The organism is Streptomyces sp. NPDC002669 (assembly GCF_042889165.1).
Classification (GTDB): domain Bacteria; phylum Actinomycetota; class Actinomycetes; order Streptomycetales; family Streptomycetaceae; genus Streptomyces.
In genome coordinates, this window is the sequence record NZ_JBIAQQ010000007.1 from 275,203 (window position 1) to 298,383 (window position 23,181).

19 protein-coding genes and 2 pseudogenes are annotated in these 23,181 nt (G+C 72.0%); 12 read left to right on the forward strand and 9 right to left on the reverse strand.

Annotated features, from left to right (window positions below; genetic code table 11):
* The first annotated feature begins 34 nt into the window (after positions 1–34).
* From ACFYW1_RS13895 to ACFYW1_RS13915, 5 genes are read left to right on the forward strand one after another with little or no spacing between them, the layout of a single operon-like run.
* Positions 35–190: a hypothetical protein gene (locus ACFYW1_RS13895; protein WP_388991237.1), complete on the forward strand. Its 156-nt coding sequence runs from the start codon at positions 35–37 to the stop codon at positions 188–190.
* Positions 187–927: a monovalent cation/H+ antiporter complex subunit F gene (locus ACFYW1_RS13900; protein WP_388991240.1), complete on the forward strand. Its 741-nt coding sequence runs from the start codon at positions 187–189 to the stop codon at positions 925–927. Before ACFYW1_RS13895 ends, ACFYW1_RS13900 begins: the two co-directional genes overlap by 4 nt.
* Positions 924–1,661, forward strand: a complete 738-nt coding sequence (locus ACFYW1_RS13905; RefSeq protein ID WP_388991242.1) for an MnhB domain-containing protein — start codon at positions 924–926, stop codon at positions 1,659–1,661. Before ACFYW1_RS13900 ends, ACFYW1_RS13905 begins: the two co-directional genes overlap by 4 nt.
* The gene (locus tag ACFYW1_RS13910; RefSeq protein ID WP_388991244.1) at positions 1,658–2,008 is read left to right on the forward strand and encodes a sodium:proton antiporter; all 351 of its coding nucleotides are present in this window, start codon (positions 1,658–1,660) and stop codon (positions 2,006–2,008) included. Before ACFYW1_RS13905 ends, ACFYW1_RS13910 begins: the two co-directional genes overlap by 4 nt.
* A complete protein-coding gene (locus ACFYW1_RS13915; RefSeq protein WP_388991246.1) occupies positions 2,005–3,762 on the forward strand; it encodes a complex I subunit 5 family protein in 1,758 nt (585 codons plus the stop codon). Before ACFYW1_RS13910 ends, ACFYW1_RS13915 begins: the two co-directional genes overlap by 4 nt.
* 78 nt (positions 3,763–3,840) lie before the next feature.
* Here ACFYW1_RS13915 and ACFYW1_RS13920 read toward each other — a convergent pair whose 3' ends face one another.
* The 4 genes and pseudogenes from ACFYW1_RS13920 to ACFYW1_RS13935 form a co-directional block, all read right to left on the reverse strand.
* Positions 3,841–4,959 (reverse strand): enolase C-terminal domain-like protein, encoded by a 1,119-nt coding sequence (locus ACFYW1_RS13920; RefSeq protein ID WP_388991248.1) that lies wholly within the window; start codon positions 4,957–4,959, stop codon positions 3,841–3,843.
* On the reverse strand, positions 4,956–6,764 hold the full coding sequence (locus ACFYW1_RS13925) for a thiamine pyrophosphate-requiring protein (protein ID WP_388991250.1): 1,809 nt from the start codon (positions 6,762–6,764) through the stop codon (positions 4,956–4,958). Before ACFYW1_RS13925 ends, ACFYW1_RS13920 begins: the two co-directional genes overlap by 4 nt.
* 56 nt (positions 6,765–6,820) lie before the next feature.
* The gene (locus tag ACFYW1_RS13930) at positions 6,821–9,928 is read right to left on the reverse strand and encodes an FAD-binding and (Fe-S)-binding domain-containing protein (RefSeq protein ID WP_388991252.1); all 3,108 of its coding nucleotides are present in this window, start codon (positions 9,926–9,928) and stop codon (positions 6,821–6,823) included.
* A 95-nt stretch (positions 9,929–10,023) separates the two neighbouring features.
* Positions 10,024–10,137: pseudogene (locus tag ACFYW1_RS13935) on the reverse strand (NAD-dependent epimerase); the annotation flags it as partial.
* A 753-nt stretch (positions 10,138–10,890) separates the two neighbouring features.
* On the opposite strand from ACFYW1_RS13935, the gene ACFYW1_RS13940 reads away from it, so the two are divergent.
* Together ACFYW1_RS13940 and ACFYW1_RS13945 are read left to right on the forward strand one after the other, a co-directional pair.
* Positions 10,891–13,377, forward strand: coding sequence for a molybdopterin oxidoreductase family protein (locus tag ACFYW1_RS13940; RefSeq protein ID WP_388991254.1), 2,487 nt, complete (start codon positions 10,891–10,893; stop codon positions 13,375–13,377).
* The gene (locus tag ACFYW1_RS13945; protein WP_388991256.1) at positions 13,374–13,865 is read left to right on the forward strand and encodes a hypothetical protein; all 492 of its coding nucleotides are present in this window, start codon (positions 13,374–13,376) and stop codon (positions 13,863–13,865) included. The genes ACFYW1_RS13940 and ACFYW1_RS13945 overlap by 4 nt, the downstream gene beginning before the upstream one ends.
* A gap of 156 nt (positions 13,866–14,021) precedes the next feature.
* On the opposite strand, the pseudogene ACFYW1_RS13950 reads toward ACFYW1_RS13945, so the two are convergent.
* Positions 14,022–14,197, reverse strand: a pseudogene (locus tag ACFYW1_RS13950) (plasmid stabilization protein); the annotation flags it as partial.
* A gap of 152 nt (positions 14,198–14,349) precedes the next feature.
* Between ACFYW1_RS13950 and ACFYW1_RS13955 the strand changes: the two are divergent.
* The 4 genes from ACFYW1_RS13955 to ACFYW1_RS13970 all read left to right on the forward strand — a co-directional run bounded on the left by ACFYW1_RS13955 (position 14,350) and on the right by ACFYW1_RS13970 (position 18,010).
* The gene (locus tag ACFYW1_RS13955) at positions 14,350–14,886 is read left to right on the forward strand and encodes a hemerythrin domain-containing protein (protein WP_388991258.1); all 537 of its coding nucleotides are present in this window, start codon (positions 14,350–14,352) and stop codon (positions 14,884–14,886) included.
* Positions 14,883–16,001, forward strand: coding sequence for a glutamate--cysteine ligase (locus ACFYW1_RS13960; protein ID WP_388991260.1), 1,119 nt, complete (start codon positions 14,883–14,885; stop codon positions 15,999–16,001). The genes ACFYW1_RS13955 and ACFYW1_RS13960 overlap by 4 nt, the downstream gene beginning before the upstream one ends.
* A gap of 466 nt (positions 16,002–16,467) precedes the next feature.
* Positions 16,468–16,758: a hypothetical protein gene (locus tag ACFYW1_RS13965; RefSeq protein ID WP_388991262.1), complete on the forward strand. Its 291-nt coding sequence runs from the start codon at positions 16,468–16,470 to the stop codon at positions 16,756–16,758.
* Positions 16,759–16,843: 85 nt separating this feature from the next.
* On the forward strand, positions 16,844–18,010 hold the full coding sequence (locus ACFYW1_RS13970) for a hypothetical protein (protein WP_388991264.1): 1,167 nt from the start codon (positions 16,844–16,846) through the stop codon (positions 18,008–18,010).
* Here the strand turns inward: ACFYW1_RS13970 and ACFYW1_RS13975 are convergent.
* Positions 17,991–18,737 (reverse strand): GNAT family N-acetyltransferase, encoded by a 747-nt coding sequence (locus tag ACFYW1_RS13975; RefSeq protein WP_388991266.1) that lies wholly within the window; start codon positions 18,735–18,737, stop codon positions 17,991–17,993. The genes ACFYW1_RS13970 and ACFYW1_RS13975 overlap by 20 nt on opposite strands.
* A complete protein-coding gene (locus tag ACFYW1_RS13980; protein ID WP_388991268.1) occupies positions 18,734–19,606 on the reverse strand; it encodes a class I SAM-dependent methyltransferase in 873 nt (290 codons plus the stop codon). Before ACFYW1_RS13980 ends, ACFYW1_RS13975 begins: the two co-directional genes overlap by 4 nt.
* Before the next feature lie 169 nt (positions 19,607–19,775).
* Here ACFYW1_RS13980 and ACFYW1_RS13985 point away from each other — a divergent pair, with 169 nt between their 5' ends.
* Positions 19,776–21,266, forward strand: coding sequence for a N,N-dimethylformamidase beta subunit family domain-containing protein (locus ACFYW1_RS13985; RefSeq protein ID WP_388991270.1), 1,491 nt, complete (start codon positions 19,776–19,778; stop codon positions 21,264–21,266).
* Here the strand turns inward: ACFYW1_RS13985 and ACFYW1_RS13990 are convergent.
* Positions 21,196–21,948, reverse strand: coding sequence for an HAD family hydrolase (locus tag ACFYW1_RS13990; RefSeq protein ID WP_388991272.1), 753 nt, complete (start codon positions 21,946–21,948; stop codon positions 21,196–21,198). The genes ACFYW1_RS13985 and ACFYW1_RS13990 overlap by 71 nt on opposite strands.
* A gap of 8 nt (positions 21,949–21,956) precedes the next feature.
* Complete coding sequence (locus ACFYW1_RS13995) at positions 21,957–23,135, reverse strand: serine/threonine protein kinase (RefSeq protein ID WP_388991274.1); 1,179 nt, start codon at positions 23,133–23,135, stop codon at positions 21,957–21,959.
* Between the last annotated feature and the right edge of the window lie 46 nt (positions 23,136–23,181).

Genomic DNA, 23,181 nt, shown 5'->3' on the forward strand with positions numbered 1-23,181 from the left:
CGGTGAGGACCGCTCGCGGCGGCACGGAAGGGCCGTGGCCCGGACCGTCCTGTGGTGGGCCGCCCTGTTCGGCCTCTGGCTGATCCTGATCAGCTCGGTGGAACCGCTGGAGGTGTGGGTCGGCGCGGCGGCCGCGCTCCTCGCCGCGATCGCCGGAGCGGCGGCCGGACGGGCCGTGGCACGACGATGAACCCCTGGCTGCTCTGCGCATCGGTCCTGCTGGTCGTCACGGGGTTCACGGTGGTCGCCGCCACCACGGGCTCCCCGGCGCGCGGGGCCGGTGCCCAGAACCTCGCCACCCTCCTGATCTGCCTGGTCCTCCTCCTTCTCGCCCAGGGATTCGCCCGCCCTTCCTACGGCGATGCGGCCCTGGTGCTCGCCCTCCTGGGACCGGCCGGGACGCTCGTCTACGCCCGTCTGCTCGGGGCCGAGCTGCGCGGAGCGGCGCGGCACCGGTTCGCACGGCTGTGGACACCGGCTCTCGTCGCCGCGGTCGTCCTTCCGCTCTGCGCGGCGGCCGGACCGGGGCGCGCGCGGCCGGCAAGCTCCTTGCCACCGGGATCCTGCTGGTCGTGGGGAACCTGGTGGGGACGGACGCGCTGCGCAGAGCGGGGAGCGGGGCGGTCGAGGATGGCTGACGTGCTGATCCTTGTCGCCCTCGGCCTCGTAGTCGTGGCGGCGACCGCCGCGGCACTGGTGAGCGACCCCGTGCGGCAGGCACTGGTCCTGTCCCTGCTCGGGCTGTGCCTGGCGGCGCTGTTCCTCGTGCTCCAGGCGCCCGACGTGGCGTTCTCGCAGTTCGCCGTCGGTTCGGCCCTGACCCCTCTGCTGCTGCTCCTCACCGTGCGCACGTCGCGGCGGCGCGCCCGGCGGACCGGAGGGGACGGGGCCGGATCCGCGGGGCCGGACGACGGGAAGCCGGGGTGAACACCACGGGCCGCCGCCGGACGGTCGTGGTCGGGGCGGCGGGCATCGCCGCACTGCTGGGAGCGGCCTGCTTCCGGCTCCCCGGCTTCGGGGGCGACGTCCATCCGTACGGCGAACGGGCGGTCGCAGCCGCGCTGTCCCACCACACGGCGAACGTCGTGTCCTCGGTCAACTTCGATCAGCGGGCCTTCGACACGCTCGGCGAGGAGAGCATCCTGTTCGCCGCCGTTCTCGGGACCGTCGTCCTGCTGCGACAGACCCGTGACGAACGGGCCGTCGCACCCGAACCGCTCCGCGTCGCGTCCCGCCCGCGGCGCTACGCGCTGATCGCCCTCCCGGTCACCGTGCTCGTCGGCCTCTACGTCGTCGCGCACGGGCAGCTCAGCCCCGGCGGCGGATTCCAGGGAGGCGTGGTCGTCGCCACCGGGCTCCACCTCCTCTACATCGCCGTCGACTACCGCGCGCTGGAAGCGATCCGCCCGGTCCCGCTGTACGAATTCGGCGACGCCGCCGGCGAGGCCGCCTACCTGCTCATCGGAGCCGCCGGGACGGTCGTCGGCGCCGCCTACCTCGCGAACACACTGCTGCCCTACGGAACGTTCAACACCCTGGCCTCCGGCGGCATCGTCCCGCTGCTCAACGCGGCGATCGGCGTGGAGGTGGCCTGCGCGGTCGTCGTGCTGCTCGCCCAGTTCCTGGACCAGGCCCTGGAGATCGAGAAGGACCGCCCGTGACGCGTGTGCTGCCGTATCTCGCCGCCGCCTGGATCTTCCTCGTCGGCTGCTACGGACTGGCCACCAGCCGCAACCTCGTACGCTCCGTCGGCTGTCTGGCGGTCTGTCAGTCCGCGACCTACGTCCTGCTCCTGGCGGTCGGCTACCGCGACGGCGGAACGGCTCCCGTCTTCTCCGACGTGAAGCCCGGAACCCGCCCGGTGGTCGATCCCGTCGTCCAGGCGCTGGCGCTCACCGACGTGGTCGTCGGAGCCACCGTCACCGCTCTCCTGCTCGCCCTGGTCGTCCAGGTCTCCAAACGCCACCGGACACTCGACCCGGACGAACTGTCCGAGCTGCGCGGATGAGCCGGCTGCTGCCCCTGCTCGTCGCCGTCCCCCTGTTCGGCGCCGCCCTGCTGGTCGCGGCGGGCCGCCGACTGCCCCGGCTTCCCGCCGAGGCGTTCGCGGGCGTGCTCGCCGGCGCGACCGCGGCGCTCGCGTTGACGATGTCGGCCCGCCCGTCGCCGGTCCACGACGAATGGGTCGGCGGCTGGGATCCGGACCGAGGGCCCGCCGTGGGCATCGTCCTGGTCGGCGACGGCGTGGCGCTCGGCCTCGTGGCGCTGGTCTCGCTGCTCGCAACGGCGGTCCTGATCTACTCGTGGCGGTACTTCGACGAGCGGACACTGCGTCACACCGGTGCCTTCCCGGCGTTGATCCTGCTGTTCCAGGCGGGCATGTGCGGTTTCGTGCTGGCGGGCGACCTGTTCAACGCCTTCGTCTTCTTCGAGCTGATGGGGGTGGTGGCCTACGCGCTGACGGGTCACCGGGTCGAGGAGCCCAAGGCCGTGCAGGGCGCGCTCACCTTCGGTGTGCTGAACTCGCTGGGGGCGTACGCGACCCTCATCGGCATCGCCCTGTTGTACGCCCGCACGGGGGAGCTCTCGATGCGTGCCATCGGGCAGCGGCTCGACGTGCGGGAGGGGCCCGACGCCCTGGTCCTCGCCGCGTTCGCGCTCGTCCTGACCGGGCTGCTGGTCAAGGCCGCGGCGTTCCCGTTCCACTTCTGGCTTCCCGACGCACACGCCGTCGCCCCCACCCCCGTCTGCATGCTGCTGTCCGGGGTGATGGTCGAACTCGGTGTGTACGGTGTGGCCCGCGTGTACGGCACCGTCTTCAGCGGGCCCGGCGGGATCCCTCCGGACGACGCGGGCCGGGCCCTCATCGTGCTGGGTGCCCTCACCGGTCTCGTCGGTGCCGTCATGAGCTGGCAGCAGCGGCACGTGAAGCGGTTGCTGGCGTACGCGACGGTCGCCCACACCGGACTCTTCCTCGTCGGCCTCGGGCTGACCTCGCCGAAGGCCGCGGAGGGCGTGGCCCTGTACATCGTGGGACACGCCGGGGCGAAGGCCGCCCTGTTCGCCTGCGCCGGAATCCTGCTGGACCGTTACGGCAGCATCGACGAGCACGACCTGTACGGAAAGGCGCGTGAACTCCCTCTGGTTTCGGCCCTGTTCGCCGTCGGTGGCCTGGCTCTCGCCGGAATGCCGCCGTTCGGCACCGGGCTCGGCAAGGCGGCCGTGGAGGAGAGCGGCGTCTTGCTGACCGCGCTCTGCGTGGCGGTCTCCGCCGCCACGGGGGCCGCCGTGCTGCGCGTGACCGCCCGGGTCTTCCGGGGAATCGGCCGCAGACCGCACGGGGTGCGGGCGGACGAGACGACGGGCACGGACGAGGAACCGGAGACCCGGGGACCACTGGGCCGGGTGCCGGTCACCATGCAGGCCGTCCCGGTCGCGTTGCTTCTCGGGGCACTGGCCGCCGGGCTGGTACCCGGGTTCGCCGGGGCCGTCGCGCGGGCCGTGGGCGACATGGTTCCCGGCGGGCCGGCGGAGCCCGTGCGCTGGACCGCGGCGGGACTGGTGCTGGGCGGGATCTCGACCCTGCTGGCCGTCGCGACCGCCGCCGTGGCCCTGTGCCGTCCGGCGACGGCCGAGGGGCATCCGTGGATCGCGCCGCTGCGGGGCCTGCACTCGGGACACGTCGGCGACTACGTGGCCTGGCTGCTGATCGGTACGACTGCGCTCGGTGTGCTCGCGTGGCCGGCCCCGGGCGCCGGGTGAGTGCGATGACGGTCCGGCCATGGAGCACCCTGAGGCAGGAAGCAGCCGCGGGCCACCCGGTGCGCGGAGGATCCGTGATCACGGACCGACGCGGTAGCGTTCGGCGTTCTCCTCGCGCAGATCCAGGCCGAGCCCCGGTCGCCCCGTGTCGCCCGGACGCACCGTGCCGCCGCCGGGGAACAGTACGCCGTCCAGGAGCCGCTGTTCGACGAGCACGTGGTCGTGGAACCACTCCGCGTGGCGCAGGTTGGGGATGGCGGCGGCCGTGTGGGCGTGCACGTGCGGGGCGCAGTGGGCGGAGAGCTGAAGGCCGGCGGCGTCCGCCAGGGCCGCCGCGCGCAGCCATCCGGTGACGCCCCCGCACCGGGTCGCGTCCGCCTGGAGACAGTCGACCGCGCCCGCGTCCACCATCGCGCGGAAGTAGGCCGGCGTGCAGCCGTACTCCCCGGCGGCTGCCCGGACCCGGGCCAGGCCCGCCAGGTCGTCGGAGGAGACGGGCTCCTCGAACCAGGTCACCGCCTCGTCGCCGAGGAAGGGGGCCAGCCGGATCGCCTGCTTGCGGGTGTAGGCGCCGTTGGCGTCCACGTAGAGTTCCGCGGCTTCGCCGATGCTGGAGCGTGCGGCGGCGATCCGCGTCCGATCGCGTCGTTCCTCCTTCCCCCACGACTCCCCGATCTTCATCTTGACCCGGGGGATTCCCAGGGTCTCGACCCATGCGCAGAGTTGACGGTCCTGCTGCCGAGCCGAGTACGTGGTGAACCCGCCGCTTCCGTACACCGGCACGTCGGGCGTGACGGCGCCGAGCAGATCGACGAGCGGGAGCCCCAGCAGCCGCGCCTTCAGATCCCACAGGGCGATGTCGACGGCGGACACGGCACCCGCGACCAGGCCGGGGTACCCCGCGTTGCGCACCGCGCGGCGCATCGCCTCGTTGGCCCCGGGCGGATCCCAGGCGCGCAGCCCCGTCACCACCCCGGCCAGCAGATCCCGGACGACGGCCGTGGCCGCGGCGGCGCCGTAGGTGTAGCCGAGGCCCGTCGTACCGTCGGAACGCGCGCGGACCACCACCAGCGTGGTCTCCGTCCACGCGAGCGTGCCGTCCCCCTCCGGGGCGTCGGTCGGCACGGTGTACGCCGCGGTCTCCACGGCGGACACCCGTGGCCCGGAGTCCGCCGGAGCGGCGTTCGTCCCGGTCACCCGGTCTCCGGGGGTTCGCCGCGCCGGTGGTGGCCGGGCAGCATCTCCTGCACCTTGGCCTTGAGCCCCTGCTTGATCATGCCGCCGCGGTCGCTGTCGCCCTTGACGGTGGCGGCGACGAGGGCCTCGGCCTGCTCCCGAGTTGTGTGCGGCGGAATCGGGGGGACGGCCGGGTCGGTGACGAAGTCGATGACGAAGGGGCGGTCGGCGGAGAGCGCCCGGCGCCAGACGTCCTCGACGTCCTCGGGTTTCTCCACCCGCGCGCCGACCAGTCCGATCAGGTGCGCGAAGTCGCCGTACCGGACATCGGGCAGGGACTGGGAGGGAAGGAACTGCGGGGCTCCCGACATGGCGCGCATCTCCCAGGTCACCTGGTTCAGATCCTGGTTGTTGAGCACCGCGACGATCAGCCGCGGATCGCGCCAGCGAGACCAGTACTTCGCGACGGTGATCAGCTCCGCCATACCGTTCATCTGCATGGCGCCGTCCCCCACCAGCGCCAGCGCGGGCCGGTCGGGATGCGCGAACTTGGCCCCGATCGCGTAGGGAACCCCGGGGCCCATGGTGGCGAGCGTCCCCGAGAGCGAGCCGCGCATCCGCCCGCGCATCCGCAGATGGCGCGCGTACCAGTTGGCTCCGGAACCGGAGTCGGCGGCGATCATGACGTCGTCGGGCAGCAGGGCGTCGAGCGTGTGCACGACGTACTCCGGATTGAGCGGGTCGGCCGCCACGGCGGCGCGTCGGCCCATCACCTCCCACCAGCGGGCGGTGTCCTTCTCGATCTTCTTGCGCCAGGCGCCGTGCTTCTTCCTCTTCAGCAGCGGGAGCAGCGCCCTGAGGGTCTCCCTCGAGTCACCGGCCAGATTCACCTCGAAGGGATACCTGAGCCCGATCATGCGCGGGTCGATGTCGATCTGCACCGCGCGCGCCTGGTCCAGTTCGGGGAGGAACTGCGTGTACGGGAAGCTCGACCCCACCACCAGCAACGTGTCGCAGTCCCGCATCAGCTCGTACGAGGGCCGGGTGCCCAGAAGCCCGATCGCGCCGGTCACCCAGGGGAGTTCGTCCGAGAGAACGTCCTTGCCCAGCAGCGCCTTGGCGACCCCCGCCCCCAGCACATCGGCGAGTTCCTCGACCTCCGCCCGCGCGTGCCGGGCGCCCTGTCCGATGAGCACGGCCACCTTCTCGCCCGCGTTCAGGATGTCGGCGGCGTGTGCGATGTCCTCGGTGGAGGGCAGTGCGACCGAGGACGCCAGGCCCAGGCTGGACGGCACCATCTTGAAGGCATGGGTGGGCGGGGTGTAGTCCAGCTCCTGGACGTCCGCGGGGAGGATCACCGCCGTCACCGTGCGTCCGGAGTACGCGGTGCGAAACGCCCGGTCGATGACGTTGGGGAGCTGCTCGGGCACGGTCACCATCTCGCAGAACTCCGACGCGACGTCCTTGTACAGGCTGAGCAGGTCCACCTCCTGCTGGTAGGAGCCTCCCATCGCGCTGCGGTTCGTCTGGCCCACGAGCGCCACCACGGGGACATGGTCGAGCTTCGCGTCGTACAGCCCGTTGAGCAGATGGATCGCGCCGGGACCGGACGTGGCCGCGCACACCCCCACCCTGCCGGAGAACTTCGCGTAGCCCACCGCCTCGAACGCGGCCATCTCCTCGTGTCGGGCCTGGACGAATTCCGGGTCGTTGTCCGCGCGCCCCCAGGCGGCGAGGAGGCCGTTGATGCCGTCGCCCGGGTAGGCGAAGACGTGGTCCACCTCCCACTCGCGCAGACGCTGAAGAACGTAGTCGGACACCTTCATGGGCCTGGTCTCCTCTCGTGTGGTGTGCCGTGCCGCGTGAGTGGCGTCGGGGCCTTTCAGGCGCGTGAACGGCAGTGCCGGAGCAGGCCGTACGCGCCCGCTCCCACTGCCGCGACGCCGGCGAGGACGACGGCCGTCGCCCGGCCGGCGTCCCCCTCGGGCACCTCGGGGCGCGCGACGAGCCGCTCCGGCCGGTCGGACGGAAGGCCGCCGTCCAGTCCGAGGGCCAGGGCCTCCGCCAGATGGACCGCCCGGCGGCCGGTGCCGCCCTCCTCGATCTGCGTACGGCAGCTGAAGCCGTCCGCCAGGACGAGTGCACCGGGAGGCGCGGCGCGTACGGCGGGAAGGACACCCAGTTCACCGATGGTGACCGAGAGCCCGTGGTGCCCCCGCTCGAAGCCGAAGTTCCCGGCGAGCCCGCAGCATCCCTCGTCCAGGACGGTGGCCTCGATGCCCGCGCGGCGCATGAGTTCGCGGTCCGCGTCGTCCTTCAGCACGGCATGCTGATGGCAGTGGGTCTGTACGACGGCGGACCGGGCGAGCCGCAGCGGTCGCCAGTCCTTGTCGGGCACCTCGCCGACGAGGAGTTCCGCGAAGGTGCGCACCTGCTGGGAAAGCCGCTGGACGCCCCGGTCCTCCGGCATCAGCTCCGGGGCGTCGACGCGGAGGGCGGCGGCGCACGACGGCTCCAGCACGACGACGGGGGAGCCTGCCTCCACCCACGGCCGGAGCACTTCCACCGTCCTGCGCAACGCCGTTTCCGCCACACCGAGCTGACCGGTCGAAAGCCAGGTGAGGCCGCAGCACGCCTGCCGGTTCGGGACCGCAACCCGGAATCCCGCGTCCTCCAGGACCCGCACCGCGGCCTTCGCGACGGCCGGGTGGAAGGAGTCGCTGAACGTGTCCGGCCACAGTACGACCGCGTGTTCGTCCCCCGGCTCGGGCCCGGGCACGTTCCGGGAGCCCCACCACTGCCGGAAGGACTCCCGGGCGAACACCGGCGCGCTCCGTTCGCCGGCCACCCCAGCGAGCCGCTTCCCGGCGCGTGCGATGCCCGGGGCGTGGAGGAGGGCGTTCACCGCGCGCGGTGTCAGGCGCGTCAGCCGTGCCCACATCGGCAGCCAGCCCAGGGAGTAGTGGGCGACCGGGCGCAGCCGGTGCGCGTAGTGGTGGGAGAGGAACTCGGCCTTGTAGGTGGCCATGTCGACGCCCACCGGACAATCGGACCGGCACCCCTTGCAGGAGAGACAGAGATCGAGCGCGTCGCGGACTTCGGGCGAGCGCCAGCCGCCGGTCACGGGGGAGTCGTCGTGCCCGCCCAGCATCTCGAACAGCAGACGGGCCCGGCCGCGCGTGGAGTGTTCCTCCTCGCCCGTCGCCCGGAACGACGGGCACATCACCCCGCCGGAGTGGGTCCGGCAGTTCCCGATGCCGACGCAGCGCTTCACCGCCGTGGTGAAGGACCCTCCGTCCTGCGGGAATCCGAAGTGGGCGGCGGGGTCCGCCGGGTGCCACTCCGAGCCCAGTCTCAGGTTTTCGTCGGTGCGGTGCGGAGCGACGACCTTTCCCGGGTTCATTCTGTTGGCCGGGTCGAAGAGCCGCTTCACCTCGCCGAACGCGTCGACCAGCCGGCGGCCGAACATCCGCTCCAGCAGTTCGCCCCGCGCCTGCCCGTCGCCGTGCTCCCCCGAGAGCGAACCGCCGTAGGAGACGACGAGATCGGCAGCGCGGAACAGGAACGCGCGGAACGTGGCGATCCCCTCGGCGTGCGTGAGATCGAACGGGATGCGCGTGTGCACACAGCCCTGCCCGAAGTGCCCGTAGAGCGAGGGGTGATCGTAGTCGAACTCCGCGAACAGTTCCTTCAGGTCGCGCAGGTAGTCACCGAGCCGTTCCGGCGGAACGGCGGAGTCCTCCCAGCCCTCCCAGGTCTCCCGGTCGTCGGGCGGGCGCGCGGTCACCCCCAGGCCCGCCTCCCGGGCCCGGAGCATCCTGTGCTCGCGTCCGGGGTCGTCCGAGAAGGAGACCCGGGAGTCCCGGGTGTCGCGGCCCAGCGCGTCGAGGAGCCCCCGGGCCCGGCCGTCCACGTCGTCCTGGCTCTCGCCGCTGAACTGGACGAGAAGCCAGCCGTCCCCCTCGGGGAACGTGTCCAACGACTCCAGGTGGGAGCCCTCCTCCCGCATGAGCTGGGCCATGCGTCCGTCCAGCGCCTCCAGCAGCTCCGGTTCGCCGTGGGCCAGTACCCGGGGCACATCGTCGGCTGCCGCGCAGATGTCGTCGTAGCCGAGCACGACCATCGCCTCGCGCCGGGGAACGGGCACCAGGTTCAGCTCGGCGCGCAGGACGACGGCCAGCGTGCCCTCGCTCCCGACGAGTGCGCGTGCCACGTCGAAGCCGTTCTCCGGCAGCAGCGAGTCGAGGTTGTAGCCGGACACCCGTCGCGGGATGCGGGGAAAGCCGTGGCGGATGTCGGCCAGGTGCTCGTCCACCACGTGGCGCAGCCCGGCGTAGAGCTCGGCGCGCCGGCCCCCGGCGCGCAGCACGGCCTCGTACTCCTCGCGGGAGGTGGGCCCGACCCAGCAGCGCGTTCCGTCGTACGTGAGGATCTCCAGGCGGCGCACGTTGTCCACCGTCTTGCCGTACGCCTGCGCCGATGCCCCGCAGGAGTTGTTCCCGATCATCCCGCCCAGCGCGCAGTGGCTGTGCGTGGAGGGCTTGGGCCCGAACTTCAGCCGGTACGAAGACAGTTGGCGGTTCAGCTCGTCCAGGACGATGCCGGGCTCGACCACGCACGTCGCCCGGTCCGGCTCCACGGACACCAACTTGTGGCAGTACTTCGTCCAGTCGATGACCACCGCGGCGTTGGTGCACAGGCCGGCCAGGCTCGTGCCGCCGCCCCTGGACAGCACCGGCGCGCCGAACCGCGCGCAGACCCGCACCGCGTCCGCCCCGGCATCGACGTCGCGCGGCACGACCACGCCGATGGGGACCTGGCGGTAGTTCGATCCGTCCGTGGAGTACGCGCCGAGGCTGCCCGGATCGAAACGGACCTCGCCCCGCACATCCGCGCGCAGCGCCCGCTCCAGGCCGGCGACGTCTGCCGCAGCCTCGTCGGAGGATCCGCGGTCCGGGGCCGGCGACCGCGAGAAGGGATGGGGTTCCATGACGGTTCCTTTCTCCAGTGGTCCGCTCCGGGCGCGAGGGGGTCCTCCCTCGGGCGTGTTCACCCCCATCTGCTGCCGGCCAGGGGTGGGGTGTCCAGGCCCACCACCTCCGCCACACCCGGATCGCCGGCCAGGGCCGCGACGACGCTGGTCCCCACATTGCCGGTGGCCCCCGTCACCACCACACGCGGACCCGCCTGTGCGCCCATGGTGTCTCCGCCCTTCCGAAGGGTCGCGAGGAACGTGCTTGTGCCCGCCGTGTCGACCGTGGGACGGCCTACGGACGCAGCAGCGTCTTCACCACCCCGTCCTCCTTCTCCCGGAACATCGCGTACGCCTTCGGAGACGCCCTCCGCCGATCGCGGTGGACAGGGCGGCGAGGCGGCCCACCCCCACGTCCCGCCGTACCTGCCAGGGGAGTGCACGCATGGTGTCCCTCCCAGGAGCGGGGCCTGTGGGTCGCGGTCGGACGCGTCGGTGCGAGCCCTTCCATCCAGCCAATCAGGGACCGGTCCATCCCGCCTCCCGTGGCGCGAACGTTCACGGCAGGGGAGATGGAGGGACACGAAGAGTGCGGCACTCGGGCCGGAACACGACGGTTCCCGCGGAAGCGGCAGGAGAACCGCCCGCCCAGGAGCGACTTGCGGGGGCAGGGAGACCCGCCCGGCCCTGTGCCCGCCCTCCTCCGCGGGCGGTGCGGCCGCTTCGTGGCGTTCGCGCCCCTCGCCGTGGCTCCCCGGCACACCCGATTGCGCGCCGCGGTGCGGTGATTTCGATGCGCTGTCGTGGTGAGACGGCGGGATCCGAGGAAGGGAATCGCTCACACGCGGTAGGTGAGGCCGTACACGGCGCCGGAACCGGACGGTTCGTGACGCCGAGCCAGGTACGACGACATGCGACGAGGCTCCCGCACCGGCTCCAGCACGCGCCGGAGCGTGCCACCCGCGTACAGGAGGAAGTCGATGAGCGCGGTGGACCGGATCGCGGACCCCTGGGGTACCCGTACCCCGTACGCCCGTCATGCGGCCTGGCCGCGACGGGTGGACACCTGCCTGAGCGGGGGGACGGACGCGGCGTCGGTCGAGCGGTGGGTGCAGACGGCCTCCATCCTGCAGTCGAACGGCGACGCGATGGACATCGCCGTCCGCGACGGGCGCATGGTCGGCGTGCGCGGCAGGCCCGACGACCGGGTCAACCGCGGACGGCTGGACCCCAAGGACCTGTTCGGCTGGCAGGCCAACGCATCCCCGGACCGCCTGACCACCCCGCTGATCCGTCACGGGGCACGTCTGACGGAGTGCGACTGGGACACGGCGATGAACGAGGTCGTCTCGCGCTCGCACACACTTCTCGACGAGCGGGGCCCGGGGGCACTCGGCTTCTACACCTCGGGCCAGCTCTTCCTGGAGGAGTACTACACCCTGGCGGTCCTCGCCCGGGCCGGCGTCGGGACGAACCATCTGGACGGGAACACCCGGCTGTGCACCTCCACCGCCGCCGAGGCGCTCAAGGAGTCGTTCGGCTGCGACGGTCAGCCGGGCAGCTACGACGACATCGACCACGCGGACGTCATCGCGCTCTTCGGGCACAATCCCGCGGAGACCCAGCCGGTGCTGTGGATGCGGATGCTCGACCGGTTGGAGGGCGACGGCCCGCCCCGCCTCGTATGCGTGGACCCGCGGCCCACGGTGCCCGCCCGCCGGGCCACGGTCCACCTCGCACCCCGTGTCGGGACGAACGTGGCGCTGCTCAACGCCCTGCTGCACGAGACCATCCGGACCGGCCGCGTCGACGAAGCCTTCGTCGCCCACCGCACCGTGGGCTTCGACGACCTGGCGGCGACGGTCGCGCCGTGCACCCCGAAGTGGGCGGCGGACATCTGCGACGTGCCCGCCGCCCGGATCGGCGAGGCGGCCGAGGTGCTCGGTTCCGCCGAATGTCTCCTGTCGACCGTGTTGCAGGGCTTCTACCAGTCACACCAGGCCACCGCCGCCGCGGTACAGGTGAACAACCTGCACCTGCTCCGCGGCATGCTCGGGCGGCCGGGCGCCGGTGTCCTCCAGATGAACGGCCAGCCCACCGCGCAGAACACCCGGGAGTGCGGCGCCGACGGCGACCTCCCCGGCTTCCGCAACTGGCAGAACGACCAGCACGTGCACGAACTGGCCCGGCTGTGGAACGTCACACCCGACTCGATCCCGCACTACGCGCCGCCGACCCACGCCATGCAGATGTTCCGGTACGCGGAACAGGGCTCGATCCGGATGCTGTGGATCAGCGGCACCAACCCGGCGGTGTCCCTGCCGGAACTGTCGCGCATCCGCGAAATCCTTTCCGGCGAAGAGCTCTTCGTCGTCGTGCAGGACCTCTTCCTCACCGAGACCGCTCAACTGGCCGACGTCGTCCTGCCCGCCGCCACCTGGGGCGAGAAGACCGGCACCTTCACCAACGCCGACCGCACCGTCCACCTGTCCGAGAAGGCGGTCGAACCACCCGGCGGAGCGAGACCGGACCTCGACATCTTCCTCGACTATGCCGTGCGCATGGACTTCCGGGACAAGGACGGCGCCCCGCTGATCGGCTGGACCGACGCCGAATCGGCCTTCGAGGCGTGGAAGCGCTGCAGCGCGGGGCGGCCGTGCGACTACACGGGCCTGACCCATGCCGAGCTGCGTGACCGGAGCGGAGTCCAATGGCCCTGCACGCAGGACGCTCCGGACGGAACGGACCGTCTCTACTCCGACGGCTTCCCCGGGGCCCACCCGGACACCTGCCAGAGCTACGGCAAGGACCTCGTCACCGGCGGGTCCATGGACGAACCGGCGTACCGGGCCGCCAACCCGCACGGCAGGGCGATGCTCAAGGGCGCCGAATACCTGCCGTCCCACGAACCGACCACCGACCGTTATCCCCTCCAACTGACGACCGGACGTACCCTCTACCACTTCCACACACGCACCAAGTCCGCGCGCAGCCCCCAACTGAACGCCGCCGCCGCCGACGTATGGGTGGAGGTCTCACACCAGGACGCCGCCGCCCGAGGACTTGAGGAGGGAGACCTCGCCGAGGTCGCGAGCCCGCGCGGGACGGTGAGGGCACGGGTACGGGTCACCGACATCCGCCCCGGGCTGCTCTTCCTGCCCTTCCACTTCGGTTACTGGGACGAGCCAGGAGGCCACCGGCCGACGGACCCCGCCCGCGGCCGCGCGGCGAACGAGACGACGGTCACCGACTGGGACCCGGTCTCCAAGCAACCCCTGTACAAGGTGGCAGCCGCCACGCTCACCCTCGTCGGGAAGAGCACGGGTACGCACGCGGCGGCGCCCACCAACACCGCCTCCGCCCCGGCCCGCCCCCACCGGGTCCCGGCCACCGAAGGCGGCCCCGCGGCACTCGTCGACGAGGCCATCGAACCATGCGCGAATACGGGACGCGGAGGAGCGCGGTGAACGGAGTCGCCCTGATCATGCGAGCACTGCACCGAGGTGAACGGCGGCTCGCGGAACAACTCGAGGCGGTGGCCGCTCGCCATCGGGCCGAGCACGAGATCCACCACGTGGCCACGGACCTCGCCCGATGGTCCGACGAACACTGCCTGCGCATCGCCGGGGAGGACGTCCGCCACGGTCTCGGCCTCGACGGGCCGGCCCCGGACGGCGCCGACGCGGGCGGTACGGGGGCCGCCGATGCCGCCGACCATCCGTATGCCGGGCTGCTGCTCCTGCACGACCTGTGGGAACTGCATCTCGTAGCGGCCGGCAACTCCCTGTACTGGGAGATGCTCACCCAAGCGGCTCGCGCCGGACACGACGACGAACTGGGGCGCCTGGCAGCAGCGTGCCACCCCCGCACCCTGCGGCAGATGCGCTGGACCACCACCATGCTCAAGAACCTGTCGCCCCAGACCCTCACGGTCGCGTGCGACGGTTCGGCTTGAATTCCTGGACGGGACGGGGCACGCCGTGGCAGGGCGCAGACACTACTGGTAACGCCTGCGGCGGGGAGAAACGTCACCACCGAAGGGCCCCCGCACCGCCGTGGCCGAACGGCGAGGTGTGCGGTGTGGCGTCTCAGGGGCCGGGGCCCGGCACGGTTCCTGTTTGTTCATGGATGAGCGGCCTTCGACGTTCTTGCCTCGTACAGCTGGTCCTCGGTGGGGCCATGAGCACCGCTGCGGGAGCGCCGGCCGCCTCGTTCGCACGAGGACTCGGGGTCGCGGGTGGTCGTCTTGCCGGACGACTTGGCCTCGCCGGAGCGGGCGCGCTCCTTCGGGCTTCCGACTTCCCGGGGGAGCCGCAGGAGTACTGCGCCGGAGAGGTGACCGTATGGGTTTACCCGCGCGAGGGGTACGGGTTCCGTGTTCCGGACCTGCTTGTCTGTCCTGGCCCCTCCTTCCGGGAGGCGAAGAGAAAGAGGATGCCGTGAAGCAGCCCGAAGGCGACGTGCTCCACGAGCTCGCGGCCGATCACCGTGAACTGGAGGCGGTGTTCTGGGAGATCGAGCTGCAACCGGTGGACCACCCGACGCGTGGGGAACTCGTGGACCGGCTGATCGCGGAACTGGTCCGGCACACCGTCGTGGAGGAGACGTACCTGCATCCGGCGATGCGCGAGTGCCTGCCGCACGGTCAGGCCATGGCCGACAAGGAGCTTGCCGATCACGCCAAGGGCGAGCAATTGCTCAGGCGTCTGGAAGGTCTGAGCGTGGGCGATCCCGACTTCAACGACACCCTCGCGAGGCTGAAGTTCGCGGTCGCCTTCCACGTGCGCGAGGAGGAACACGACCTGTTCCCCAAGCTTGCCGCGGCGCTTCCGCCCGAGAAGCTCGCGGAGCTCGGACGGCTGGTCCGTCTCGCCCGCCTGCGTCCGGCCGCGCGACGGGCCGCGAGTTCTTCGAGCGAGAAGCGGTGGCGGCGGCAGGACGCCGCAGCGGACCGCGGGCATGACCAGTCCCCATGAAGGCTTGTCGCGGGGAGGAAGCGGTGGCGCGGACCGTCGGTGTGGAGGAGGAACTGCTGCTCGTCGACCCGCGCAGTGGTGAACCACGGGCACTGTCCGCGGCCGTGCTGGCCGTGGCGGATCGCCGGGCCGAGGGGGAGTCGGCCTTCGAGGCGGAGCTCCAGCACCAGCAGGTGGAGTTCGCCACGAAGCCGCACGGCGACATGGGGGACCTCGGGGAGGAGATCCGCCGCAGACGCTCCGAGGCCGCCGAGAGCGCGGCCCGCGCCGATGCCGCCGTCGTGGCCCTCGCGACCGCGCCGACGCTGGTCAAGCCTTCGCTCGGCGACGGGGAGCGGCACAGTTGGCTGGCCGACAGGTTCGGTGAGACCGCACAGGAGCAACTGACGTGCGGCTGCCACGTGCATGTCTCCGTGGAATCGGACGAGGAAGGCGTCGGCGTACTGGACCGCGTGCGGGCTTGGCTGCCGGTCCTTCTCGCGCTGAGCGCCAACTCCCCTTTCTGGCAGGGCCGTGACACCACGTACGACAGCTACCGCAGCAGAGTGTGGGGGCGCTGGCCGTCGGCCGGACCGGTCGAGGTGTTCGGCACGGCGAAGCACTACCACGAGCAGGTCGGCGCTCTGATGGAGACGCGTGTCCTGCGTGACCCGGGGATGGTCTACTTCGACGCCAGGCTTTCGCACAGGTACCCGACGGTCGAGGTCAGGGTCGCGGACGTCTGCCTGGATCCGGCCGACACCGTGCTCCTCGCCACGTTGACGCGGGGTCTGGTCGAGACCGCGGCACGGGAGTGGCGCGCGGGCGAAGCCCCGGGTGCCGTCGGCGTGAGCCTCCTGCGCATGGCGGCCTGGCAGGCCGGCCGATCGGGACTGGACGGAGACCTCCTCCACCCCCTCACGATGCGCCCGCAGCCCGCCGCCGATGTCGCCGGAGCCCTGCTCACCCATGTCCGGGAGGCTCTGGAGGACACGGGCGACAGCACGTCCGCCGAGACGGCGCTCGAAAAGGTCCTGGAACGCGGAACCGGTGCGAGGACCCAGCGCGAGCTGCTGGCCCGTACCGGAAGTCTCGGCGCCATGGTCACCGAATGCGTGACCAGAACACGTGGCTGACTTCCCCACCGCTGCCGGGAGTTCCCGGGAGGCGGGGTTGCCGCCGGCGTCCGTGCGCCGTACGAGGGTGTGGGTGGAGAAGCCGACCAGCCCCTCCAGCGCCTCGTCACCACGGGTCCTCACGGGAACGCCCGCGGCGATGCCGGTGCCGGCGCCCGGCCGGGTCAGCAGCGCCGCGAGTGCGGCCCGCACCATCATGAACACACTGGTGCCGCTCGACCGGGCCGGTTCGCCCACGCGCCGGTGGAGGCAGCAGCATGTGTCGGTCCGGCCCGAGGGCCAACAGCGCTGCCCGCAAAGGCAGTTCGGACTTCAGGTCGAAGGACCGGGCCACGGCCCGGGCACCCCCGGAACGCGTCCGGAAGTTCGTGTGGCGGAAACAGCGTGACCGGAATGGGTCGTCACAAGGTGCGACGCACTGTCGTTCACTGCTCGGAAGCGGTGCGACGGACGAGAGGTACCCACAGTGCGGCGACTCCTGCGATACCTGCTGCTCGTGGCGGGGGCCGGACTGGCGGTCCTCGTCATGACGGCCGTGCACGCTGCCGCCGTCCTGCCGTTCGCCGCCGTCGTGTACGCCGACGTCTCCGTCGGTCTGTGCTGGCTCGTCGTCGCGGTCCTGCTCCTCCGCCGCCGCGACACCGCGGACGCGCCCGGCGGCGACGCCTCCGGGCCCCGCCACCACCCGGCCGTGCGCTGCCCCACCGACGGCGAACCCCTCGCCCGCCCCCACCGGGGCACCCGGCACCGCCACTGATCCGGCCAAACTCCCGGCACAACCGACCCCGGCCTCCGGCGCTCTGCGACCATGACCGGCGACGACCCCTGCCGAGGAGCCCCGTGTGACCAAGGTGACCACGTTTCACATCAGTTCGGCCGTCATGACGCACCCCGTGCGCCTCGCCCAGGCCCAGGACCTCGCCGCCCGGTTGCGGCTCGACGGCCTCGCGCTCGACCCCGACCCGCAGGGGCCGCCCTCCGCGCTGCGCACCGCCCTGGTCGCCTGGTCGGCCGCGGCACCCGGGGCCAGCCACCACCTCGTCGTCCAGGACGACGTCGACGCCCCCGCCGAACTCCTGGAGATCGTCGCCCGCGCCGCCACCCGGTTCCCCGACGAGGCGCTGGTCTTCTACACCAACTGGCACGCCCGCAACGGCGCCGCCGCCCGGCTCGCCGCCCTCGCCGGCGCCGGCTGGGTACGGGCCGTGCCCGACGAGTTCACGCCGTCCCTGGGCGTCTGCCTGCCGGTCGACACCGCCGCCGCCTTCCGCGCGTACGCCCGCGACAGCACCGAACGCCACGACGACGAACTGCTCTCCGTCTTCTTCCGCGGCCGCGGCCGGATGAGCCTGCTCGCCGTGCCGAACATCGTCGAGCACATCGGCACGAGCAGCATCAACGGCCACGCGGCCCAGGGCATCCGCCTCGCCGCCTGCCCCACCCCCGCCGCCGACGCCGCCCCCCTGCTGGCCCGGGGCCGCGTCCTGGAGGAGCCGGGCTGGATCCCGTACATGCGGTACGGCGAGGGCTACATCCGGCTCGTCGGGCAGGAGCACGGCGCCGACGGCGGTCGCGGGCACCACCGCTGGCGCGACGCCCTGCCCGCGACCGGCCTCACCCGGGACACGATCGATGCCGCGCGGGCCGCGCATCTGCCGAAGGACTTGGCGGCGGAGGTGGCCCGCACCTTCGGCGACGAGTTCGCGCAGGAGCTGTGGACCCACTGCCTGCTGCTCGGCCGGCAGGCGGCCCGGGCGTCCCGCGGGCTGGGCCCGCTGCCGGACGGCGTGCCCGCGGACGCGCTCGACCGGCTGCGGAACTCCGCCGTCGCCACCGCGGGCCCCGCCGGACTCCCGCCCGAACGCCGCCCCGAGGCGGGTGCGGACGAGGTCCGTGCGATGACCGCGCTCGCGTGGACCGCCGTGCACGCGGGGGAGGGGCTCGACCGAGGGGTGCCCCGGACGGGCCCGGGGCGCGTACCGGGCGGCCTCAACGGGCCCGGTGCGTGATCCACACCCCCGGCTCCCAGTACGCGGCCAGGTCCCGCGCCCGGTCGACCCGGAGCGTCGCGAGACCGCCGGGGAAGACGTACTCTCCGTCCTCCGGGAGGGCGAGCCCGGTCCAGTCCTCCCACTCGGCGACCGTCCCCGTGATCCGCGAGGAACGCGCGGACGCCGCCGCGAGGGTGCCGCCCGCGCCCACCTGGGTCCGGATCCACGGATCGAACGGGGCCCCGTCGTCCCGGGTCCACGCCGCGTACCGCTCGATCGGCACCAGCGGATACCGCTCCTTCCAGGTGGGACGCACCGGCACCAGAACCGTCGCGAGCCCGGCGCGCCGCGCCGTGTCCGCCATCCCGTCGAGCAGCACCTTGGACAGCCCCCGGCCCTGATGGTCCTCGGCGACCTCGATGCCCAGCGCGCACAGGGCGTCCGGGGCGCGTCCGGCGTCGCGGTCCGCGAAGGCCCGCGCGATCGAGTCGTCCAGCCCCGGACCGAGGTCCGCCGCGGTGCCGTCCCAGGTACGGGGCAGCGAGCGGCCGGCCCCGGCGATCACGTCGTGCTCGTCGTCGTACAGGAGGAACTGGAACTCCGGGAAGTCGGCGAACAGCCGGTTCCAGTAGTCGCCGTTGATGTCCCCGTGCAGGTTGTACTCGGGCACCACACCGGCGAACCGCTCCGGAATGCGGTCCCACAGCTCGGGCCGCTCCGAGTGACGTACCAGGACCAGGCTCACGGAGTCTCACCGCCGGACGGGACCTCGACGTCCCAGACGACGACGATCGGGAGGCCGTCCCAGGCGGCACGGGCCGCGTCCGCGACGAACTCCTCGTAACCACCGGGCGCCAGACGCCCGTTGAACAACGGCTCGTGGCAGCCGCGCACCCGCAGCCCCGCCCGGCCGAACGCCTCCAGATAACGGCTCGGCAGATGGACGTGGTTGCGGACGAAGGCGAGTTCCTCGGCGCCGTGCACGAAGAGGCACTGGCCCTGGAGCGCGATCACGAACGGGTGCAGGTCCGTGACCACGATCCGCCCGCCCGGCCGCACCACCCGGGCCAGCTCCGCCACGCCGGGAACGAGATCCGGAAGATGCGTCATGGCCAGCGAACAGACGGCGAGGTCGACGGAGTCGTCGTCGAGCGGCAGCCGGTCAAGGTGCCCCGTGCGGAACTCGGCCCCCGGGGTGTGCTCGCGGGCCTTCGCGATCATCTGCGGCGACTGGTCGACGCCGATGACCCGGTGCCCGCGGGCGGCCAGCGCCCGGGTCTGCCGACCGGTGCCGCAGGCGGCGTCGAGCGCCACCCCCGGTTCGAGACCGTCGAGGATCGCGTGGACGACCGGCTCCTCCACCTCGATGTACGAACTGGGCAGCGAGTCGTACACCGTCGACCAGGACGCGTAGCCCGCCGCCGGGTCGAGCTCGCTGACCAGGGCCCCGCCGTCCGGCAGCTTCTCCTCGTCGAGGACGAAGCGGCGGATGTCGGCCATCCGCTCCCGGACGAACGCCTCGTCACCGTCCACGGCGTGGCGCAGCAGCGCGAGCCCCTCGATCCCCAGCACCAGTTCCCGTACACGGAATTCACCGCGGAATTCATCGCTCATGCGAGCCCCTCACCGATCGACGGACGGCCGTGCCCTTTTCCGGACTCCGCCCTACCCAACAGTCGTGACGGAAAGTCCCGGCCCACCCGCCGTGTCCGAAAACAGGGTATCGAATGGCCGGTTGATGGTGCCGTTGTCGTCGGTGCGGCGGCTGCCTAGCATGAGCGGCATGATTGAGGGATATCTCGGACGTGAAAGTGTCACCGTCGGCGGGGAAGTGACGTTCCATCTCTCCACCGACGCCCCCCGGTTCCGGCTCCGTTTCTACCGGCTCGGCGAAGAACTCATACCCGTCGGGGAATCCGTGGAGTATCCGGGCGGCCTGCACACCCCGCCCGGCCATCCCGACGAATTACCCGGACGCGCGTCACCCGCCGACGACTGGAACTGGCCGCCGCTCACCCTGCCCGTACCGGGGGACTGGGAGCCGGGAATCCACCTGGTCGAATTCGTCGAATGCGGCCCGGACCGCCCCGCCGACCCCCCGCTCCTCGACGCGGAGCACATCGAGGGGCACGCCCGGGAGTTCTTCGTGGTGCGCCCCCGCGTCCCCGGCAGCCGCTCCCGCATCCTCTACAAGAAGTCCACCTTCACCCGGCACGCCTACAACCGCTCCGACCGGCCCGGTTTGGAACGCGCCGTCAGCCTCTACGACCACCCCGTCCACCGGGCCGGGAACGGCGACGAACCCCGAGGTCACAAGGTCAGCCTCCACCGCCCCGGGGGTGTGATCGACCTCGCCTACTGGGACGCGCCCTTCATCGCCTGGCTGGAACGCCACGGTTACCCCGTCGAGTACTGCACCGACCTCGACCTGCACGAGGACCCCGGCCTGCTCGCCCCCTACGACCTGCTCCTCAGCGTCGGCCACGACGAGTACTGGAGCGCCGCGATGCGCACCCACGCGGAGCGGTTCGTGGCCGACGGCGGGAACATCGCCTTTCTCAGTGCCAACACCTGCTGGTGGCGGGTGCACCCGACGGACGGGAACACCGCTTTCGTCTCCGACACCGATCACCACGTCGGCGACGAATACCCCCACCTGCCCGCCACCGACCAGTGGTGGGCACCCGCGCCCGACGGAGTCGGAAATCCCGAGAACACGCTCACCGGAGTGAGTTTCCGGAACGGTGGAATGTGGCCCGCCACCGAATGGCCCGGTGACCGCCCCCGCGTCGGATACACCGTGCAGCACGCCGACCACTGGGTCTACGAGGGCACCGGATTGCGCGACGGATCGGACGGGGGAACGGCGGATCGGCTGGGCGCAGGCACCCCCCTCATCGGATACGAATGCGACGGTGCCGCGTTCTCCTACGACCCGGACGGAATCGCCCGTGCCACCGGGGAGGACGGAACGCCGAAATCATTCCTCATTCTCGGAATTCACGTCCTCGAACCGGTGCACGAGGATTTCCATCACTTCAAATGGGGCCACTGGAACGGCCCCGTGCGCGAATCGACGATCAGCAGCCCCCGGGCCGCGACCATGGGCCTCCACACCGCCGGCGGCGGCACCGTCTTCACCGCGGGCACCACCGACTGGCCCGTGGTCTGCGGACACGAACAGGACCCGGCCGTCGTCCGCGTCACCCGCAACCTCCTCGACCGGCTCCGCCACCGCAGCCCGCGGCCCGCACCAGCTCGCCCAGACCGGTGATCCGCACCACCCCCTCCGGCAGGGGCGGCGCGAGCCCCTCCACCGCCCGGTCGGGCCGCCACAGGTGCGCCGCCCGCATCCCCGCCGCCAGCGGACCGAGCACGTCGGGCACCCACATGTCCCCGACGAACAGCACCCGGTCCGCCGGCAGCGCGCAACGTTCGACCAGCGTGCGGTAGATCAGCGGATGAGGCTTGCGGGCCCCGGCCCGGGCCGAGCCCACCACCACGTCCACGGCCCCGCCGATCCCCACCGCATCGACGCAATCCTCCAGGTTCCAGAACCAGTTGGAGCACACCCCGATCAGCAGGCCCCGCTCCCGCAACTGCGCGAGCACCCCGAGCACATCCGGATAGAGCTCCAGCCGGACCGCCTTCATCGCCCGGTCGAGCTCGGCGACCAGACCGTCGAGCTCGGCCTCCGGCACACCGCAGGCCCGCGCCCGGCGCCGCAGCCGGTCGCGTTCCCACGTCACGTACGCCGTCTCGTCGGCCGAATGCGCCGCGTGCTCCTCGCCCTCGCCGGGGCCCACCGACCACTGGTCGCCCCAGAGCTCGCCCTGTGCCGCCAGGCCCCGGCGGGCGAAGATGCCGCGGTGGTCCGGCGGCAACGGCTCCACCATCCGCACGAGCGTCCCGTAGAAGTCGAGGACGACCGCACGGGTCCCGTCCGTCACCACCACGCGATCCCCTAGAACCGGCCGTACCGGTGCGGGAAGTAGTCCTCCAGGGTGCCGTCCCGTTCGATGTCGACGGTCGCGCAGTGCAGCCCGCCGCCGAACGGCCCGACCGCCCGGAACGGCACCGGCACGATCTCGAACCCGTACGAGGACAACTGCTCGGCGAGCCGCACCTCCTTCTCCTCCACGCACAGGGTGTTCTCGTCGAGGTTCAGCATGTTCCCGGCGAGCCACGGACTGCAGAAGGACAGCTTCGGCGGGTGGTCCCAGCTGGCCGGCTGCACGGCCTCCACGATCTCCCAGTCGTTGAGCTTGAAGAACTCCATCAGCTCGGCGTCCGCGAGCCGCTCCCCGCAGTGCAGCACCAGACCGGGCCGCAGCGGCACCCAGGTCGCGTCGATGTGCAGCGGATGCGTGTTGGTCGAGGTCACCGCGTGCACCCGGTGGTCGGGGAAGTGGCGGCGCAGCCACTCGTAGCCGCTCCTGTTGGTGACGAACGACAGCTGCACGAAGAGGTCCTTGCCGAACCGCGCCACGTCCGCGGCGTCGAAGAGCGGCTCCGCCTCGGTGAGCACCAGGTCGTAGTCACGGACCCGGGCCAGCTGCTCCTCGGTCGACAGGTCGTTGTACGTGTCCCAGAAACCGGTCTTGTACGAGGCGTCCGTGAGCCGCGGCTTGGGCGCGGCCTCCCAGCGCATACGGTCGTCGGAGTCGAACAGGTTCTGCAGCACCGGCCGGTAGCACAGGTACTCGAACCAGCGGCTGCGGTACGACATGGTCGCTTCGAGGACCTCGTTGCCGACCGTGAGCAGCAGGTCCCGGGGCGGCATGCAGCCGAACATCGAGTCGTGCGCCCACTCCGGGGTGGACACCTCGCGGGTGAAGTCGATCGGGGTGGGACGGTCCACGCGGATGCCGCGCCGCCGCAGCATCTCCGAGAAGTCGTCGAGCTGCTGCTCGGCCTCGGCCACCATGTCCGCGGGCATGGGGCCGTACGTCCCCAACGGGAAGCCGTCGTCGGGATAGTCGCGGCGCACCGCGTGCTCGGGGGCCTGCACCACGGTGCCCTCCGCGCGGCCGACGATCACATGCCTCAGCGGGTCCCATCCGTTCCAGGCGTTGACCCGCACGGGGCGTTCGGAGCCGGCGGGGGCGGAGGTGTCGGACGCGGGGGTGCTCTGCTCGGTCACGTACAAGCCCTTCGATCGGGGTCGTGGAGTGCCGCAGGGGCCCAAC

What these genes read in the sequence shown, in the direction of transcription:
- ACFYW1_RS13900 (WP_388991240.1), top strand. Translation starts at nt 187, where the DNA reads ATGAACCCCTGGCTGCTCTGCGCATCGGTCCTGCTGGTCGTCACGGGG.
- ACFYW1_RS13915 (WP_388991246.1), top strand. Translation starts at nt 2,005, where the DNA reads ATGAGCCGGCTGCTGCCCCTGCTCGTCGCCGTCCCCCTGTTCGGCGCC.
- ACFYW1_RS13925 (WP_388991250.1), bottom strand. Translation starts at nt 6,764, where the DNA reads ATGAAGGTGTCCGACTACGTTCTTCAGCGTCTGCGCGAGTGGGAGGTG.
- ACFYW1_RS13930 (WP_388991252.1), bottom strand. Translation starts at nt 9,928, where the DNA reads ATGGAACCCCATCCCTTCTCGCGGTCGCCGGCCCCGGACCGCGGATCC.
- ACFYW1_RS13940 (WP_388991254.1), top strand. Translation starts at nt 10,891, where the DNA reads ATGAGCGCGGTGGACCGGATCGCGGACCCCTGGGGTACCCGTACCCCG.
- ACFYW1_RS13960 (WP_388991260.1), top strand. Translation starts at nt 14,883, where the DNA reads ATGAAGGCTTGTCGCGGGGAGGAAGCGGTGGCGCGGACCGTCGGTGTG.
- ACFYW1_RS13980 (WP_388991268.1), bottom strand. Translation starts at nt 19,606, where the DNA reads ATGAGCGATGAATTCCGCGGTGAATTCCGTGTACGGGAACTGGTGCTG.
- ACFYW1_RS13985 (WP_388991270.1), top strand. Translation starts at nt 19,776, where the DNA reads ATGATTGAGGGATATCTCGGACGTGAAAGTGTCACCGTCGGCGGGGAA.